Source organism: Sphingobium sp. (assembly GCF_041987595.1).
Lineage (GTDB): Bacteria > Pseudomonadota > Alphaproteobacteria > Sphingomonadales > Sphingomonadaceae > Sphingobium.
The window spans coordinates 26975-43662 of sequence record NZ_JBHIWJ010000002.1 but is presented as its reverse complement, the minus strand read 5'-3'; the positions used below and the strand labels follow the sequence as shown (position 1 = coordinate 43662).

Here is a 16688-nt window from a genome sequence, read left to right as displayed (position 1 = left end):
TTAATTCGCCAAGTGCGGCGGGTCAACCGCCCCGCCCATTTTGCTCGCACAGCAATCAGCCTTCCGTTACGCTGGCAGGAGAATGACCCTGATCAATCGCGACGACGCCATCCCCCTCTATCATCAGCTGTTCCTTCAGCTGCGCGACGAGATCATGTCGGGACGACGCGCCCACGGCGACCATATGCCGACCGAAGCGGAGCTGTGCGATCAGTATGGCGTCTCGCGCATCACCGCGCGCCGGGCGGTGGCCGAACTGTCCGATTCCGGCTTGGTGGAACGGCGCCGCCGCACCGGCACGCGGGTCATCTTCCAGTCGCCGACTCGCCCGCTGGAGGCTGATGTCGACCAGGCGGTAGAGGCGCTGGTCGCGTTCGGCCGCCAAACCGAAGTGCGGCTGATCGGGCTGGATGAAGAACCGCCCACCCCCGAGATTTGTGAGCTTCTGGGCCTGCCGCAAGATGCGTTGGTCGTCCATGCGCAGCGCCTGCGTTCGCTGGACGGCGAGCCGCTGGGGCTAGTGAGCAGCTGGATGCCCTCCGCGATCGCCGCACATATCCCCATGACCGGTCTTGCGACGACGCCGATTCTGGAATTGCTGCGCGGCGCTGGCCTCACCATCGGATCGGCGCACCAGACCATCGCGGCGGAACTGGCCAATGCGGAGCTGGCCGAATGGCTGCGCATCCCGCAACGCAGCGCGCTTTTGATGATCCAGCGGCTGGTGCGGGATGGCGCGGGCGTGCCGATCCTGCTTACCCGCGCCCATTATCGCGCCGATCGGTATCGCGTCACGCTCGACTTGGGATCGGGCGTAGCGGTTCAGCCCAGCGCGCCGGCCTCGCGAAGGGACGCGATCTCCGCCTCGGAATAGCCGGCCTCCGCCAACACATCCGCGCCATCCGCGCCTGCGATCGGCACATCATGGCGCATGCCGCTGCGCTGTCCGTCGATCTCCAGCGGCAAAGCGGGCAATTGCGTGACGCTGCCATCCTTCAGCGTCACTGGCACCAGCCCGCCCTGCGCATTCAGATGCGGGTCATCGAACAGGTCGCCCGGCTTGGCTATCGGTGCGAATGGCAGGCCGGCGCGCTCCAGCGTCTCCACCAACTCGCTCCTGTTCTTCAAGGCGAACAGCCCGCGCACCACCGGCAGGATCCGGTCGCGCGCCAGCACGCGCTGATTGTTGGCTGCAAGCGCGGGGTCGCTGCCGATTTCGCCCAGGTCGAACAGCGTGCAGAAAGTCTGCCACTGGCTGTCGGTGACGACCCCGACGAACAACTGCTCATCCGCCTTCGCAGTTTCGAACACGTCATAGATCGCCCAGGCCGAGACGCGCACCGGCATTGGCGCAGTCGGCACGCCCGTAACCGCCTGCTGCGCCATATGCTGACCGACAAGGAAAGCCGTGGTTTCGAAGAGCGAGCATTTGACGGCGCCTCCCTTGCCCGTGCGCTCCCGCCGTTGCAGCGCGGCGAGAATGGCGATCGCGCCGAACATGCCGCCGGTGATGTCGACCACCGAACTGCCCGCGCGCAGCGGCCGTCCTGGAGGGCCGGTCATATAGGCAAGGCCGCCCATCATCTGCGTCACTTCGTCGAGCGCCGTGCGATGGCCGTAGGGACCAGCGAGGAACCCCTTGGCCGAACAGTAGATGAGGCCGGGATTGCTCTCCTGAAAATCATTCGGCCCCAGTCCCATTTTCTCCAACGCGCCGGGCCGGAAATTCTCGATCACGACATCCGCGCCGTCAATCAGGCGGCGCGCAGCGGCGAGGCCGGCCTTGGACTTGAGGTCCAAGCATATGCTGCGCTTGTTGCGGTTGAACATCGGAAAATAGCCCGCGCCCGACCCCAGCAGCGTGCGCGTATGGTCGCCCCCCACCGGCTCCACCTTCACCACATCGGCGCCGAGGTCGGCCAACACGACCCCGGCGGTCGGCCCCATCACCATATGCGTGAATTCGATGACCCTGATTCCCGCCAGCGGCAGGTCGGCGTGGGCAAGAGTGGCTGACATGAACGCTCCCATCTCGACAGACAATTTTATTTGGTATACATTTAATACAAATAGAAATGCGAGGTGGCAATGGCGGATAATTTTAAATCGGGCAGCAGACCCATCGACATATTGGTAAGCGAGGTGGGGCCGCGCGACGGCCTTCAGAGCATCACGCCCATCATGCCTATGGCTGCACGCAAGGCGTGGATCAGCGCGGAAGCAGCCGCGGGCGTGCGCGAAATCGAGGTCGGAAGCTTCGTGCCGGCCAGGATTCTCCCGCAGTTGGAAGGGACGGCGGAGGTGGTCGCCCATGCCTGCTCTATCCCCGGCCTGACTGTGGCGGCGCTGGTGCCCAATGCTCGCGGGGCGCGCGACGCCATCGCGGCCGGCGCGCACAAAATCACCATACCCCTCTCCGTTTCCGAAACTCACAGCATGCGCAACCTGCGTCGCAGTCATCAGCAGGTGCTGGCCGAAGTCGCGGAAATCGGCGCCGCAATACGCGCCCTTCCCGAAGGCCAGCGCCCGCATTTCGAGGGCAGCCTCTCCACCGCGTTCGGCTGCACGCTGGAGGGGGCGATCCCCGACGCGCAAATCCTGCGCCTTGCCGAAGCGCTCATGGCGGCGGGCTGCGACGAGGTCGGCATTGCCGACACGACCGGCTATGCCGACCCCGTCGCGGTCAAGCATCTCATCCGCATCCTGCGCGACGCGGTGGGCGAACAGGCGGTACAGGGCATCCACCTGCACAATACACGCGGCCTGGGCCTCGCCAATGTGCTGGCCGCACTGGACGCGGGGCTTACCACCGTCGATTCCTCGCTCGGCGGGTTGGGCGGCTGCCCCTTCGCACCGGGCGCCAGCGGCAACATCGTGACGGAAGACCTGGTTTTCATGCTGGAAGCCATGGGTCTTCGCACCGGCATCGACCTGCCGAAACTGTTCGCTGTGCGAGAAATTCTGATGCAGCATCTGCCGGACGAGCCACTTTACGGCTTCATTCCCGACGCGGGCCTACCGCTAGTATTTACGGCGGCGGCAGAGAGGCGGAAGGAAGCAGCATGACGATAATCGGCACCAGAATGATCCGCGAGGACAAGACCGCTCGCCAGTTGTTCGAGGATGTCATCGCCAACCCCGCGCGCAGGAAGTTCGGGTTTGGCGAGAAGCTCGCCGTCGTGAACGTCGATTTCCAACAGGCCTATACCCGGATCGACATGTTCAAAACCGCCTATGAGACGGACCCGCGCCAGATCGACTATACCAACAGCATCTCCCGCCTCGCGCGGCAGAAGGGCATGCCGGTGATCTGGAGCCGCGTCGCCTATAAGGAGGACGCTGGAGATGCCGGCATCTGGGGCACGCGCACCGATACGCCGGATTCGCTCCAGAACATCAAATATGGCAGCGAACGCCACGCGTTCGATCCACGCTGCGAGATTGATATCAACGACCTGCAATATACCAAAAGGATGCCATCGGCCTTTTTCGAAACGCCGCTCAACAGCTATCTGCGCTGGCACAAGGTCGACACGGTGGTCGTTACCGGCGGCAGCACGTCGGGGTGCGTTCGCGCGACGGCCGTCGATGCTCTGTCGTACGGCTTTCGCACCATCGTTCCGATCGAAACCTGCGCCGACAAGCATGAAAGCTATCATTTCGCGAACCTGACCGACCTCGCCATCAAATATGCCGATGTGGAACCGGTGCAGGCGGTGATCGACTGGCTGGAGGCGCGCTGATGCAGGAGGGTGCAGCTGATCCCGGCCTTTACGATTTCCAGCGTTATAGAGGCAGACCGAAACTCGTTTGGCCCGAAGGCAAAAGCGTCGCGGTCTGGGTCGCGCCGAACCTTGAATTTTACGAGCTGGACCCGCCTGCCAATCCGATGCGCAAAAGCTGGGCGCGGCCACATCCCGATGTCGTGGGCTACAGCCATCGCGACCATGCCAACCGCGTAAGCCACTGGCGCATGGCCGATGTGATGACGCGCCACGGCTTCCCAGGATCTGTCAGCCTGTCGGTAGCGTTGTGCGACCATATCCCCGAAGTGGTCGAGGATGCCCGTCAGCGCGGCTGGGAGTTTTTCAGCCACGGCATCTACAACACCCGCTACAGCTACGGCATGGACGAGGTCCAGGAACGCGCCATCATCCAGGACAGCATCGCCACGGTGGAGCGCGCCACCGGCCAGCGCATTCGCGGCTGGCTCGCGCCCGCCCTCACCCACACCCCGCGCACGCTCGACCTGCTCGCCGAATATGGGCTGGATTATACCTGCGACCTCTATCATGACGACCAGCCGACGCCGGTGAAGGTAAAGAGCGGCCAACTGACCGCCATTCCCTACAGTCTGGAAGTCAACGATCATTATGGCTTCTTCGTCTATAACATGAGCCCGCGCGACTATGCCGACACGCTGATCCGCCAATATGAGCGGCTGGCAAGGGAAGGCGAAAGGTCAGGAACGGTCATGTGCATTCCTCTGCACAGCTATCTGATCGGCCAGCCGCACCGCATCGGTCCGTTCGAGGAAGTGCTGCGCCATATCGCCGCCGACGGTCGGGCCTGGATCGCCCGGGCCGGAGAGATTGTCGACGCCTATCGCGCCCAGACGCAGGGAACCGCCATATGAGTTTGGACCCATCCTATCTCACCTATCCTCGCCGCGCGCAGGGAATGGATCATGACCTCTATGCCTGGTCGCACTTCTTCGAGCGCCCGCCGATCGTCTGGCCGGACGGTAAGTCGGTCGCGATCTGGCCGGTGATAAGTCTGGAATGGTTTCCCATCCTGCCCGCCGACCGGCCCTTTCGCGCACCGGGCCACATGCAGACCGCCTATCCCGACTATCGCCACTATACGGCGCGCGAATATGGCACTCGGGTCGGCTTCTACCGCCTGCTTGATGCCTTCGAGAAGGTGGGTGCCCGTATCAGCGTCGCCTGCAACGGCGCGGTCGCGGAACGCTATCCCCAGCTTGTCGCCGATATCGTCGCGGGCGGGCATGAGATCATCGCCCATTCGACCGACATGAACGGCACCATCGACAGCAGCCTGGCCGAGGATGAAGAACGGCTTGTCATCGCCCGCTCGCTTGCGATGATCGAGCAGGCAAGCGGCCAGCGGCCCAGGGGCTGGCTCTCAATAGCCCGATCGCAGAGCTTCGCGACGCCTCGCCTGCTCGCCGAAGCCAGCCTCTCCTATATGTGCGACTGGGTGCATGACGAACTGCCGGTGCGGTTCGACACCCCGGCGGGCGGCATCGTCAACATGCCGCTCAATCACGAGTTGTCGGATCGGCAGATCATAAATGTGCAGCAGCAGTCGGTCGACAGCTATGCGGTGCAGATGCAGGATGCCTATCGCTGGCTTGCCGAAGAGGCGCAGAGCCATGGCGGACGGATGATGCCCATGCACCTGACGCCCTATATCATGGGCCTGCCCTATCGCATGGATGCATTCGACGCGCTGGTGCAATGGCTGGCAGAACAGCCCGGCGCCTGGTTCGCGACGGGATCGCAGATCGTCGAGCAGTCGGGGATCTGACGAAGGCCGTTCATTCCCGCCCCTCCTCCGATCGCCCTGCGCCTGAAGGGGGAGAGGTTGTTTCCCTTTGATCGAGACGCGACCGTGCCTGCCCGCCGCTGGTCAGGCACCCGACGGCGCGGTGCCGCCAATCATGCGCGATACCGGAATCCCGTCGAGCGTCGCTTTCAGCAAACTCAAGCGGTATCGCGCTGGTGCGACGCGTTACGGCAAACGAAACGACGATTTCCACGCATCGTCCAACCTGCTCCATCCGCATTTTGGCTGCGACATGATGGGTCGGCGGCCTCATGGCGGTTAAGGCGTCGAATGCCGGTTCTCGGACGCGGGCACCGGGCTTGCTTCGGACTCGACGCGCGCCTGACAGCATGAGAACCTGGATGACCGGCGGGGCGCTGCGCAGGCGCACCGTCCATTCCCATCAGCCTGGAGCCACCGCCATGACAGACCCGATCAAGATCGTCGCGATCCTTACCGCCCGGCCCGGCAAGGCCGACGCGCTTCGCGACCTGCTGGACTCGATGCTCGCACCTTCACGCGCCGAGCCCGGCAATCTGCGCTACGATCTCTGGACCGACGACGCGGAACCTGGCCGGTTCGTGCTCGACGAACTCTACGAAAATGCCGGGGCAGTCGCCGCCCACCGTGCGAGCGACCATTTCCAAACCTATCTTGCCGCCATCAACGACCTCGCTGAACGCAGCGCCTTCACGCTTCGTCCGCTTGGCGTCGCCTGACCCGGACTTCGGACACCAGGCACTTCATCGTGGCCGGGGAAGACGTGGATCATGCGGCATCGAAACGGGCGCGCGCGGGCACGGCTTTCCATCGGCTCCTTCCCCGAATGAAGGTTGATGCATGGCGGTGGACCGGCCAAGGTCACCGAATATTCCTGAACCAGGCGTCACATCCTACCGCCCCGGCAGCTTTATGGCATCCACCGTGAACTTGAACCCAAGGATGAAGGCATTCCTGATGTTCTTCGTGCGGTCAGGCGCACCTGTCTGGTCGGGGTGGAGAATATATTGCACGTTGGGCGACAGGCGGATCGCCGGACTGAGCTGAAGCCCATAGGCCAGTTCCATCATATATTGGTGACGGCGAATGTCGGCCCGGCCTCCCGCCGCGACACGCGCGGCATTCATCCGCTGCATCGCCAGGTCGCTGAAGCGCTGGTCGTTGATGGCGAAGCCGATCGTGTCCGTGTCGCGGCCTGCGAAGGTTCCGGTCTGCACGATGCCGAGGCCCAGATAGCGGCTTTCCTCGACCCGGCCGGACAGGTTCGCCATAGCGACGCCGAAGAGGCTGAGCCCCCGTTCGGACGCGGGATCGGGACGGGTGAGCATCTGATCGAACCGGAAATAGAGACCGGACCGCCCGTGCCGGGTGGCGGCCGGCCGCTTCGTCAGGATCGCGATCCCGCCCCGGTCGTCGCGCAGGGGATCGGCATAATCGCCGCGATCGATCCAGCCGCCCAATATATAGTGCCGGGGCAGGCGATCATTGGAAAAATCGGTGCCATAGCTCAATTCCCACGGTACGATGACCCCGGTCGCGTTTCTGGTGCTGAAGTTGAAACCATGGTCGCTCGCGCGCTTGCGGTCGGGATTCACTTCATAGACCCCCGCATGCAGCATCACCTTCGGTGTAAAATGCACCTTCGCATGGGCCATCCAGCTCGACGCCGGGAAATAGGTGAAATTGCTGTTCTTGAAGACGAAGGTTGGATTGCCGCAGGCGGAGTTGGTCTGGAAATGGCAATAGAGCGGCGAGTTGAGGAAATGGATGTTCGCCTGGCTGCGCCCTACCTCGATATCCAGCCGCCCGTCGAGCAAGGTCTGCTGCCAGGTCAGGATGGCGAGGTGGGTATTTTGCGTGCCGTAGATTTCCTGCACCGAGGTATTGTTGCCTATCGCCATGGCAGCGAGATTGTGGCCGTGACGGTTGGTCACGGCGACATGCAACGCGCCGCCACCGATGCCGAACATCCGGTCGAGATCCAGATCGGCACCCACATATATCTGGCCGGCATGAGCCGCGTCAGGATGAAGGCCACCCGAAACATTGGTCGCCGCCTCGCCGGTGTAACCCAGGGACAATGTCACCCCTTGTCCCGCCAGCGGCTGCCAGGACGTCGAGCCCGCATCCGTTGCGTTTGATCGGGCGGTCGGCAGCGTCTCGTCGGCGACCGCCTTGTCCTGCGCCGATGCGGCAGGCGCGGCAAAGGCCATGACGCTCGCCAGGCAGGCGGCGCCCATCTTGATGCCCATGGAAACCTCTCCTTTTATGCGACGCGCCTCGCGTCAGGCTGCTGCCTTCGTCGCGGGACGCTTCAACAATCCCACCAGCAGCGCGCTCACCAGCGTTCCGGCCAGAATGGCTCCGGCATAGACGACGACATGGCTTACGGCGCCGGGAATGGGCAGGACGAACAGGCCGCCATGGGGCACTTTCAGTTCCACGCCCAAAGCCATGGAGATCGCGCCTGCGGTGGCCGAGCCTGCCATCAGCGCCGGGATGATGCGCAGCGGATCACGCGCGGCAAAGGGAATGGCGCCCTCCGTTACGAAGGCCAGGCCGAGCACGGCGGCGGCAGCGCCTGCCTCGCGCTCCTCCGCTGTGAAGCGGTTGCGGAACAGGCGGGTGGCGAGCGCCACGGCGAGCGGCGGGGTCATGCCCGCGGCCATGGTGGCGGCCATTGGCGTATAGACCTGACTGGCGATCAGACCGACGGAGAAGGCATAGCTCGCCTTGTTGACCGGGCCGCCCATGTCGAAGGCCATCATCGCGCCAAGGATCAGCCCCAGCAACAACGCACTCGATCCCTGCATGGCGCGCAGCCATTCGGTGAGGAAGGTGAGCGCCATGGCGACCGGCGCGCCGACCGCGTAGATCATCAACAACCCTGTGAGCAGGCTGCCCAGCAACGGCAGGATGAGGACGGGTTTCACGCCTTGCAGATTCTTGGGCAGCCGGATCAGACGGTTAAGGCCATCCACACCATAGCCGGCGATGAAGCCTGCCGCGATGCCCCCCAGGAAGCCGGCGCCAAGGTTCGCGGCAAGCATCCCGCCGATCATGCCGGGCGCGATGCCGGGGCGGTCGGCTATGGAGAAGGCGATGTAGCCCGCCAGCGCCGGAACGATCAGGGCGAAGCCGCCCTTGGCACCGATTTCGAACAGAGCGTGGGCCAACGTGCCGGCGGCCGAGTCCTCATTGGCGTGAATGCCGCCCAGAGCGAAGGCAAGCGCGATCATCAGCCCGCCCGCCACGACGAAGGGCAGCATGAAGGACACGCCGGTCATCAGGTGCTTGTAAGGGCTGGCGCGTTCCCTGGCCGCGGGAGTGGTGTCGGTCACGGGGGCGCCCTGAAGCTTCGCTTCGGCAAGGGCGCGTTCGATCAGCCTGGCGCCGCCGGTGATGGCGGGCTTGGTGCTGGAGGCGAAGACGCGCTTGCCCGCGAAGCGACTGCGATCAACTTCGCGGTCGGACGCGATCAGGACGATGTCGGCCGCGGCGATTTCCTCCGCCGTCAGGGGGGTTCCTGCACCGACCGAGCCCTGGGTTTCGACCCGGATCGTGTAGCCAAGCTGGCGGGCGCCTTCGGTCAGACCCTCGGCCGCCATGAAGGTATGGGCAATCCCGGTCGGGCATGAGGTAATGGCGATGATGCGGGGCGGAGCGAGCAGCCGGTTCCCCTGCCCCGACCCGGCCAGAGCGGCGGCGGGGTCCGCCAGCACGGCCTCCAGCGTCAGGCGGCGATGAGGGCGCGTCTCGAATATGTCGCCGGCCCCTTCCGGGGTGACGAAAAGGAGGTCGCCATCAGCATCCTCCGGCAGCGGATTGACAATGCCTTGCGCGGTGCGCAGCTCGATTTCGATGGCGCGGCCCTCGGCGCGGGCGGCCTTGCGCAGCGCTTCACCGGCAAGGACGCCGGTGACGCCGGACTCGCCGGCCTCCACGACCGCGAAGATCCTGCTCATTGCTTCTCTCCTGTGAAGGCTTCGGTTGCCACTTGGGCAGCGAGTGCCTCGATTCTGGCTTTTTCGGGCAGATGGGGACCTGCCTGGCCCAATTTGCCGACGGCGAAGGCGGTGGACAGGCGGGCGGTGCGCTCCAGCCCGGCGCCTTCAGCCAGCGCGGAGGCGAGGCCCGCGACCATGGCGTCGCCTGCGCCTACCGTGCTTTCGACATGCTCTACCGTCAGGCGGGCGAGCAGCGCTTCCTGGCAAGTCAGAAACAGCGCACCTTGCTCGCCCATGGAGACCGCGATGAGGTCTACGCCGCGGTCCATCAGCGAGCGGGCGACTTCGAGGAGTTGTCGTGGGGTGTCCAACGGGGCCCCATGCCATTCGGCCAGTTCATGGGCGTTGGGCTTCAGGATGTTTGGCAGCGTATCGCCGTTCAGCGCATGACACAGAGCCGGACCGCTGGTGTCGAGCAGGATGGTGGCGCCTTTTGCGCGCAATGCGGTGGTGAGCCGGGCGTAGATGTCGGATGGGCATCCGGGCGGCAGGCTGCCGGACAGGATAATGAGGTCGCCGGGGGCGGCTTCCCCTTCGAGCGTCGCGACGAGATTTTCCACGCTCGCGGCCATCGCCGGGGCGCCATCCATGTTGATGTCGGTGGTGCCAAGGTCATCAACCAGCTTCAGATTGACGCGCGTGCTGCCGGGGTGACGCTGGCAGCGGTCGACAATGGGCTTTGCGGCGAACAGCGCGTCGAAGGGCGCGGCATTCTCGGCACCCAGCAGGCCCATGGCCGTGACGGCAATGCCCCAGTCGGCGAGGCAGCTGGCAACATTGATCCCCTTGCCGCCCGCATCCTGCCGCACGGAGCGGGCGCGGTGGACGGTGCCGGAGATGAGGCGGTCCAGCGTGACGGTCTGGTCGATCGCCGGATTGAGAGTCAAGGTGACGATCGCCATCACGCACCCTCCCCATCCAGCGCACGAACCTCGGCGGCACTTGTCGCATCCAGAGCGCGGGCGGCGAGTGACTGAAGATCGTCAAGGCGGCTGGCACGGATGCGCGCCTTCACGGCGGGTATGTCGCGCGGGGTCATGGAGAGTTCGCTGACTCCGAGGCCGGTCAACAGCGCCGCGCCGAACGGATCGCCCGCAATGCCGCCGCAGACGCCGACCCAGCGGTCATGCCTGCGCGCGCCCTCTACCGTCATCGCGATCAGGCGGAGGACGGCGGGATGCAGGCTGTCGGCCTCGCTCGCCAGTTCCGGGTTCTGGCGGTCGATGGCGAGCGCATATTGGGTAAGATCGTTGGTCCCGATCGAGAAGAAATCGGCATGGGCGGCCAGTGTATGGGCTTGCACCGCAGCAGCTGGAACCTCGATCATGATGCCGACGGGAACGGGCGGCGCATCCAGTTCCGCCCGGATCCTGTCGCAGCGTTCGCGCAAGGCTGTGAGTTCAGAGGCCGAGGTAATCATCGGGAACATGATCGAAAGGTCGCCGCCAATTTTCGCGGCGCGATAGAGGGCACGCAGTTGCGGGTCCAGCAGGTCGGGACGGCGCAGCAGCAGCCGGGCGCCGCGCACGCCAAGGAAGGGATTTTCCTCCTTGGGCAGATCGAGATGCGGCAGCTGCTTGTCGCCTCCGATGTCGAGGGCGCGGACGATCAGCGGGCGGTCGCCCAGCGCTTCGATCATGTCGCGATAAATGGCGAACTGCTCCTCCTCGCTGGGACTGTCGCCGCGCTCGAGGAAGAGAAATTCGGTACGCATCAGGCCGACGCCCTCCCCGCCTTGAGACAGGCCGAAGGGCACCTGGTCGGGGCGGTTGACGTTGGCGCCGATGGCCACCCCTCGGCCGTCGATCGTCTGTGCGGGGTTGGAGCGTTCGGCTTCCTCAGCGGCGCGCCTGGCGGCAATGTCCTCGATCCAGTCGCGGGCCGAGGCGATGTCCTCCGCCGAAGGATTAAGCCAGACGCGCCCGCTGTCGCCGTCGACAATAGCCATAGCGCCTGCGGCGAGCGAGAGCAGGTCGGCGCCGCCTGCGACCACCGAAGGCAGGCCCAGGGTGCGCGCCAGAATGGCGCTGTGCGAGGTCGGGCCGCCCAGCGCCGTGGCGATGCCCGCCACCCGGCTGATGTCGAGCGTCGCCGTGTCGGAGGGCGAGAGGTCCGCCGCCACTAGGACGCAAGGCTCCTCCGGCAGGTCCGCCAGGGTTCCGACGCTCAGGCCGGGGTCGATCTGGGCTAACACGCGCCGGCCGACATCGTGCAAATCGGCGGCGCGTGCAGCCAGCACTGGATTGCCCAGCGCGGAAAGCTGTCCTGCCATGCGATCGATCGCCTGATGCCAGGACCAGGCAACGCCATGGCCCTCGACCATCAACTGGCAGGTGAGCGTGATCAGATCGGTATCATCGAGCAGTCCGGCCTGCGCCGCGAAAATGGCCGCATCGGCGGCGCCCAGACGGCGGGTGGTGTCGTCGATCAGCGCCTTCATCTGCGCTCTGGTGCGGAGCAGCGCGTCATTGAGCAGCGCGCCCCCCGTGACGAGGTCGACCGGCTGGTCGGGCACGTCCAGTTCGGCCGCGGCCAGCACATGAACCGGCCCGATGGCAAGGCCGGGGCTGGCGGCGGCGCCCGCGATCATGACGGGATTGCCGATGGGCTTCCAGCCGCGCACCGGCGCCTTGGCCTTTTCGGCGGCGCGCGCGGCATCGGCCTTTTCGCGGGCAGTGAGGCTGGTCACGGTCCGCATGAACTGATCCAGCGCCGGGCGGGTGCCCGCAGAAATGCTGACGCGATCGCCCGCCTTCAACCCAAGTTGCAGCAGCGAGACCAGGCTGCGCGGGTCGGCCACGTCCTCGCCATGACGGACCCGCAAGGGAGTGGCCCCGGCCTTGGCCGCTTCGCCCCAGGCCGATGCCGGGCGGGCGTGCAGACCCGCCGGATAGTCCACCGTCCATTCGACCCTTTCGACCAGATCCTCCGCGGCGGGCCGGGCTTCGCCCGCGGCGCTGTCCTGATGGAGGGCGGCAGCTATTGCGGCCGGATCGTCGGCGACAAGCAAAGTTTCCAGTCGCGCTTCATCCTGTATCAGACGCGTAAGGCGGCGCAGGATCGCGATATGGCTGTCGGAACCGGCGGCAATGCCAACCACCAGATGGGCGCGCTGGCCGGGATTCCACTCAACCCCCTCGCGCACTTGAAGCACGACGATGCCGTCTCGGCGGACCAACCCCTTATCCTCGCCCAGCCCATGCGGGATGGCGACGCCGGAACCCAGATAGGTGTTCGCCACCGCCTCCCGCCGGATCATGCTCTGTTCGTAGCCAGGCGCGACGCACCCCGCCGCGACCAGCAACTGGCCCGCTTGCAGGATCGCGTCCTCCTTGCCCGACGCATGAGCGTCGATCCGGATCAGGTCTTCATGGCGCAACGCGTTCGGGGGTTCGGCGATCATGGCTCTCAGGCTTCCTCTCTCGTCTTTAAGAAAACGTTTTCTCATCATTTTGTCAAGAGGCTTGCAAAACGCCCAGGAATTCGACGATATTCGTTTCGTTGAGCAAGGGGATGAGGAAAACGATTTTCCCATGAGCGTCGGGATCAAGGATGTTGCGCGAGTCGCCGAGGTATCGCCCGCCACTGTGTCGCGGGTGCTGGCGGGGCGCTCCGTCGATCCGACCATGCGCGACCGGGTACTGGCGGCGGTCAAATCGACCGGATACCGGCCCAATCTGGCAGCCCGGCGCCTGCGTTCAAAGCACAGCAACACCATCGGCCTGATCGTGGCCGACATTCGAAACCCTTTCTTCACCGCCGTTTCGCGGACGGTGGAGAACATTGCCTATGCGCGCGGCATGCGGGTGATCCTGTGCAACACCGACGAAGACCCCGCCAAGGAGGCCATGTATCTGCAATTGATGCAGGAAGAGCGGGTAACTGGCGTGATCCTGGCGCCAACGCGCGGAGGCGTGGAGCGGACTGCGCGGATGAAACTGGATTTCCCCGTGGTGCTGATCGACCGCGCCACGCCGGGGTCGACGCAGGATCGGGTTCTGCTCGACAATGGCGCCATGGCGGCCATGCTGGTCGAGCATCTGCACGGCAAGGGGCATCGACGGATCGCCGGACTGTTCGGCGCGGCAAGCTCTACCGGAACGGAGCGGCGCGCCGGTTTCGAACAGGCTGCGGCCGCACTCGGCATGGCGGCGGAGGCGGTGGCGGTCGAACATGGACCGGGCGAAGCGGAACGCGCCGTAACCGCGTTACTGGAGCGCGCCGACCCGCCGACCGCGCTGATCGCCAGCAACGGCGTCATGCTGATGGCAGTCATGCGGGCGGTACACGAGAGCGGGCGGTCCGTGCCGCAGGATGTCGCGCTGGCCGGCTTCGACAATGATGGCTGGATGGATCTGGTTGGCGGGGGCATCACGGTGATCGAACAGCCGGTCGAGGAGATCGGCCGCACCGCCATGGCCATGCTGTCCGACCGGATTGAATATCCCCAAGCGGCGGCTCGCAAGGTCGTTTTGGCCGGGAAACTTATCGCGCGCGGCTCCAGCGCCGCTCCCAGGCTCAAGAGCGCCGGGCTGGGTTGACGCCCGCTTGTGCATGTCCCTGTCCGCGCGCCCCGGCAACGCTGACACGGCTGCGCGACCGCTTCCATGAACTGCTGGTGCTGGACTATGCGCACTTCAGCACCACGCATCCGCCCGCGCAGATCGACGACATTCGCGAGGCGCCGCGAGTTGAGAATTCGACCCGACTCAGGTCACGCCTTTGTCGCACAATTGAAAAAATAGGCACCTAAGCGCAGCGCGGCCCGTAACAGCCCACGCGGCCGCAAAGGGGAAGTCCAGTTGATCCAGAAACGGGCGGAAGGCCGGATGCTGGCCTATGCCTCCGGCAATTTCGGCAAGGCGCTGATCTTCGGCGGCGCCGACCTGACGGTGCTGTTCCTGCTGACCGACGTACTGAAGCTGGGCGGCGCGACGGCGGGGTGGCTGATGCTGGCGGCGCTCTGCGGCGATCTCGTCTTCGATCTGATCGCTGCTCGGCTGGTCATCCGTCTGACGCAGTCGGGCAAGGGTTATCGCTGGATGGTGGCGGCCGCCGCCACGCCTTGCGCCGTCGCCTTCGCCCTGCTCTATGCAATGCCCGCACTGGGCGCGCATGATGTCGTGATGCTGGCTGCTGCGCTGCTGGTCTTTCGCGGCGCCTATGCCGTCATCGACGTACCGCACAATGCGCTGATGACGCAGGTGACGAGCGACAGCCGCGCGCGTGGGCGCGTGTCGGGCTATCGGCTGTTTTTCAGCACTAGCAGCGCGTTGATCGTCGCGACCTGGCTGATGCCGCTGGTCCAGCAGGCCGGCAGCGAACAGGCGTTCGATCGGTTGGCCCTCACCGGCCTCGTCGCGGGCGGCCTCTTTGCCGTCACCATGCTGTTGTGCGCATGGACGTCGGGCAGCGGCGCCGGAATGGCGCCGCGCGCCATGGGGCAGGACGGCATCGACGTACCGCTGCGCGATCCGGTGGTCATCGCCATGGGCCTGCTCGCCCTGCTGACCGGCTTTGCTGCGCCGGCTTTCGGGCGGATGCTGCTCTATATCGGCAGCTATGTCGTCCATCGACCGGAATTGGTCGCCACCCTGCTGCTGGCGCTGACGGTCGGCCAATTTGCGGGGGTGATCCTGTGGACCGGGATGACCGGCCGGTTCAGCAAAAGCGCGCTGCTCGCCATGGGGCATGGGGTGAGCGCGATCGGCCTTGTCGCCTTCCTCCTCTGCCTGTCCTGCCCAGCCGCGCTCGCCCTCTGCGCCGCGGTCATCGGAGTGGGCCTTGCCAGCGTCTTCATGCTGCCTTGGGGGCTTCTCGCCGATGCGGTCGATCTGGTGGAATGGCGCCACGGCAGACGGTTTGAAGCCGGTCTGTTCGCCTTCTATCTCGTCTTGGTGAAGGCAAGCGGGGCCGCCTCCACCAGCCTGATCGGCTGGACGCTGGGAGGGCTGGGCTATGCTCCGGGCAAGACGCAGGCGGCCGTGGTGGAGGGCGGAATGATCGGCCTGGGGCTTGGCATCCCGCTCGCCGGCAGCCTTGCCGCGATCCTGCTGCTGCGCCACTTCGACCTCAGCCATACGGGGCATGCCCGCCTGCTTGTCCTGCTGCAAAGGCGGCGTCAGTCGGGGGCGGAGCCGGTTTCGGGATTGAAGCGCGGATTGGCGAAATCGAGCGGCGAAGGCGCCGCCCGGACCGGTGCCAGGGCACTTTCCGCCCAGGCCCGGCAAAGCATGTCGCGCAGCATCGAAGCGCCCGCCGCCGTGCGCTCATAAACCAGCGCGCGCACGTCCCGATCGGCGAAATCGGCAAAGCCGTTCCGCTGTTCGAGGCGGTAAACCTCCTCCACCTTGTCCCCCGCCTCGTCGAGAAAGGCGAGCACGGCATCGAACATGTCGCCGCTGCGATGGCCGGGGGGGCCGATGCGCGGCGCAATGTCTGCCACGCTCAGCTTCATGCCGTCGACGAACGCGCCCTCGAACCGGCCGTGGACGCTGGTGTCGCGGGTATAGCCCTTGGGATTGTCGCCCCGCCAGCCGTCGGAATGGACCGAATCATGCATCGGCTGCGCGCCATCGCCGATATAATGGCCCAGACGAATGGTATCGAAGGCGCAATGCCGTTCGGGGACCGAAGCATCGCCGCCCCCGGCCCGCGCTTGGCGCACCGCGCGCATGCAAACCACCAGCCGGTCATACGCCTCGATCGCTGCGTAGGGCAGTGTGCCGGTCCAGCGAACATTTGTCCGCGCGGCAGTCGCGGGATCGCTGTCCCTGATCGCCTGATGATGTTTGTAGAGTGCGATGACGAATTCGTAGCGCGAGCGCGGAATGGGCTTCAGGAAGGCGAACTGCTCGCGGAACCAGCCATGATTGGGATCCTCCTCAATCTTCGAGAAATTCTCCGAAGCCCCGCGCCAGCTGTCCGGCAGTGAGGCGGAAGCGGCGATATAGTCGACATAGGCGCGCAGGAAGACGGGGCCATCCTGCGGTATCGCCTCTATCGCAGCGCGGTCGATCACCGCATGGGCGGTGCCGCCCCACCCGTAAGCGGTGGTGGGCAGCAGCGCGAAAAGCGAGGCAAGAACAAGGAAACGCATCAGAAAGCTCCGGA

The 16688-nt window shown here is 65.3% G+C and carries 13 protein-coding genes and 1 pseudogene; 8 read left to right on the top strand and 6 right to left on the bottom strand.

From position 1 onward, the window contains the following. The first annotated feature begins 82 nt into the window (after window positions 1–82). Window positions 83–874, top strand: coding sequence for a GntR family transcriptional regulator (locus ACFC3J_RS00800; protein WP_375194313.1), 792 nt, complete (start codon window positions 83–85; stop codon window positions 872–874). Here ACFC3J_RS00800 and ACFC3J_RS00795 read toward each other — a convergent pair. Further along, the gene (locus ACFC3J_RS00795) at window positions 823–2019 is read right to left on the bottom strand and encodes a CaiB/BaiF CoA transferase family protein (RefSeq protein WP_375194312.1); all 1197 of its coding nucleotides are present in this window, start codon (window positions 2017–2019) and stop codon (window positions 823–825) included. The genes ACFC3J_RS00800 and ACFC3J_RS00795 overlap by 52 nt on opposite strands. A gap of 69 nt (window positions 2020–2088) precedes the next feature. Here ACFC3J_RS00795 and ACFC3J_RS00790 point away from each other — a divergent pair, with 69 nt between their 5' ends. From ACFC3J_RS00790 to ACFC3J_RS00770, 5 genes are all read left to right on the top strand, one after another. Then, complete coding sequence (locus tag ACFC3J_RS00790) at window positions 2089–3066, top strand: hydroxymethylglutaryl-CoA lyase (RefSeq protein WP_375194311.1); 978 nt, start codon at window positions 2089–2091, stop codon at window positions 3064–3066. Beyond that, a complete protein-coding gene (locus ACFC3J_RS00785; protein ID WP_375194310.1) occupies window positions 3063–3743 on the top strand; it encodes an isochorismatase family protein in 681 nt (226 codons plus the stop codon). The genes ACFC3J_RS00790 and ACFC3J_RS00785 overlap by 4 nt, the downstream gene beginning before the upstream one ends. Then, window positions 3743–4636, top strand: coding sequence for a polysaccharide deacetylase family protein (locus ACFC3J_RS00780; protein ID WP_375194309.1), 894 nt, complete (start codon window positions 3743–3745; stop codon window positions 4634–4636). Before ACFC3J_RS00785 ends, ACFC3J_RS00780 begins: the two co-directional genes overlap by 1 nt. After that, window positions 4633–5550 carry a polysaccharide deacetylase family protein gene (locus tag ACFC3J_RS00775; RefSeq protein WP_375194308.1) on the top strand — a complete coding sequence of 306 codons (918 nt, stop codon included), beginning with the start codon at window positions 4633–4635 and terminating at the stop codon, window positions 5548–5550. Before ACFC3J_RS00780 ends, ACFC3J_RS00775 begins: the two co-directional genes overlap by 4 nt. A 440-nt stretch (window positions 5551–5990) precedes the next feature. Then, window positions 5991–6287 (top strand): putative quinol monooxygenase, encoded by a 297-nt coding sequence (locus ACFC3J_RS00770; protein ID WP_375194307.1) that lies wholly within the window; start codon window positions 5991–5993, stop codon window positions 6285–6287. A 174-nt stretch (window positions 6288–6461) separates the two neighbouring features. On the opposite strand, the gene ACFC3J_RS00765 is transcribed toward ACFC3J_RS00770, so the two are convergent. Genes ACFC3J_RS00765 through ptsP form a run of 4 tightly spaced genes read right to left on the bottom strand, consistent with a single transcriptional unit; the run spans window position 6462 to window position 12978 of the window. After that, on the bottom strand, window positions 6462–7820 hold the full coding sequence (locus tag ACFC3J_RS00765; protein ID WP_375194306.1) for a carbohydrate porin: 1359 nt from the start codon (window positions 7818–7820) through the stop codon (window positions 6462–6464). 33 nt (window positions 7821–7853) lie between these two features. Then, window positions 7854–9533 carry a fructose-specific PTS transporter subunit EIIC gene (locus ACFC3J_RS00760; RefSeq protein WP_375194305.1) on the bottom strand — a complete coding sequence of 560 codons (1680 nt, stop codon included), beginning with the start codon at window positions 9531–9533 and terminating at the stop codon, window positions 7854–7856. Next, window positions 9530–10477: a 1-phosphofructokinase gene (pfkB, locus tag ACFC3J_RS00755; RefSeq protein WP_375194304.1), complete on the bottom strand. Its 948-nt coding sequence runs from the start codon at window positions 10475–10477 to the stop codon at window positions 9530–9532. Before pfkB ends, ACFC3J_RS00760 begins: the two co-directional genes overlap by 4 nt. Continuing rightward, window positions 10477–12978, bottom strand: a complete 2502-nt coding sequence (gene ptsP / locus ACFC3J_RS00750; protein WP_375194303.1) for a phosphoenolpyruvate--protein phosphotransferase — start codon at window positions 12976–12978, stop codon at window positions 10477–10479. The genes pfkB and ptsP overlap by 1 nt, the downstream gene beginning before the upstream one ends. 130 nt (window positions 12979–13108) lie before the next feature. Between ptsP and ACFC3J_RS00745 the strand changes: the two genes are divergently transcribed. Beyond that, window positions 13109–14116: a LacI family DNA-binding transcriptional regulator gene (locus tag ACFC3J_RS00745; protein ID WP_375194302.1), complete on the top strand. Its 1008-nt coding sequence runs from the start codon at window positions 13109–13111 to the stop codon at window positions 14114–14116. A 288-nt stretch (window positions 14117–14404) separates the two neighbouring features. After that, window positions 14405–15637 (top strand): annotated as a pseudogene (locus ACFC3J_RS00740) (MFS transporter); the annotation flags it as partial. Between the two features lie 59 nt (window positions 15638–15696). On the opposite strand, the gene ACFC3J_RS00735 reads toward ACFC3J_RS00740, so the two are convergent. Beyond that, window positions 15697–16674: a nuclease gene (locus tag ACFC3J_RS00735; protein WP_375194301.1), complete on the bottom strand. Its 978-nt coding sequence runs from the start codon at window positions 16672–16674 to the stop codon at window positions 15697–15699. Between the last annotated feature and the right edge of the window lie 14 nt (window positions 16675–16688).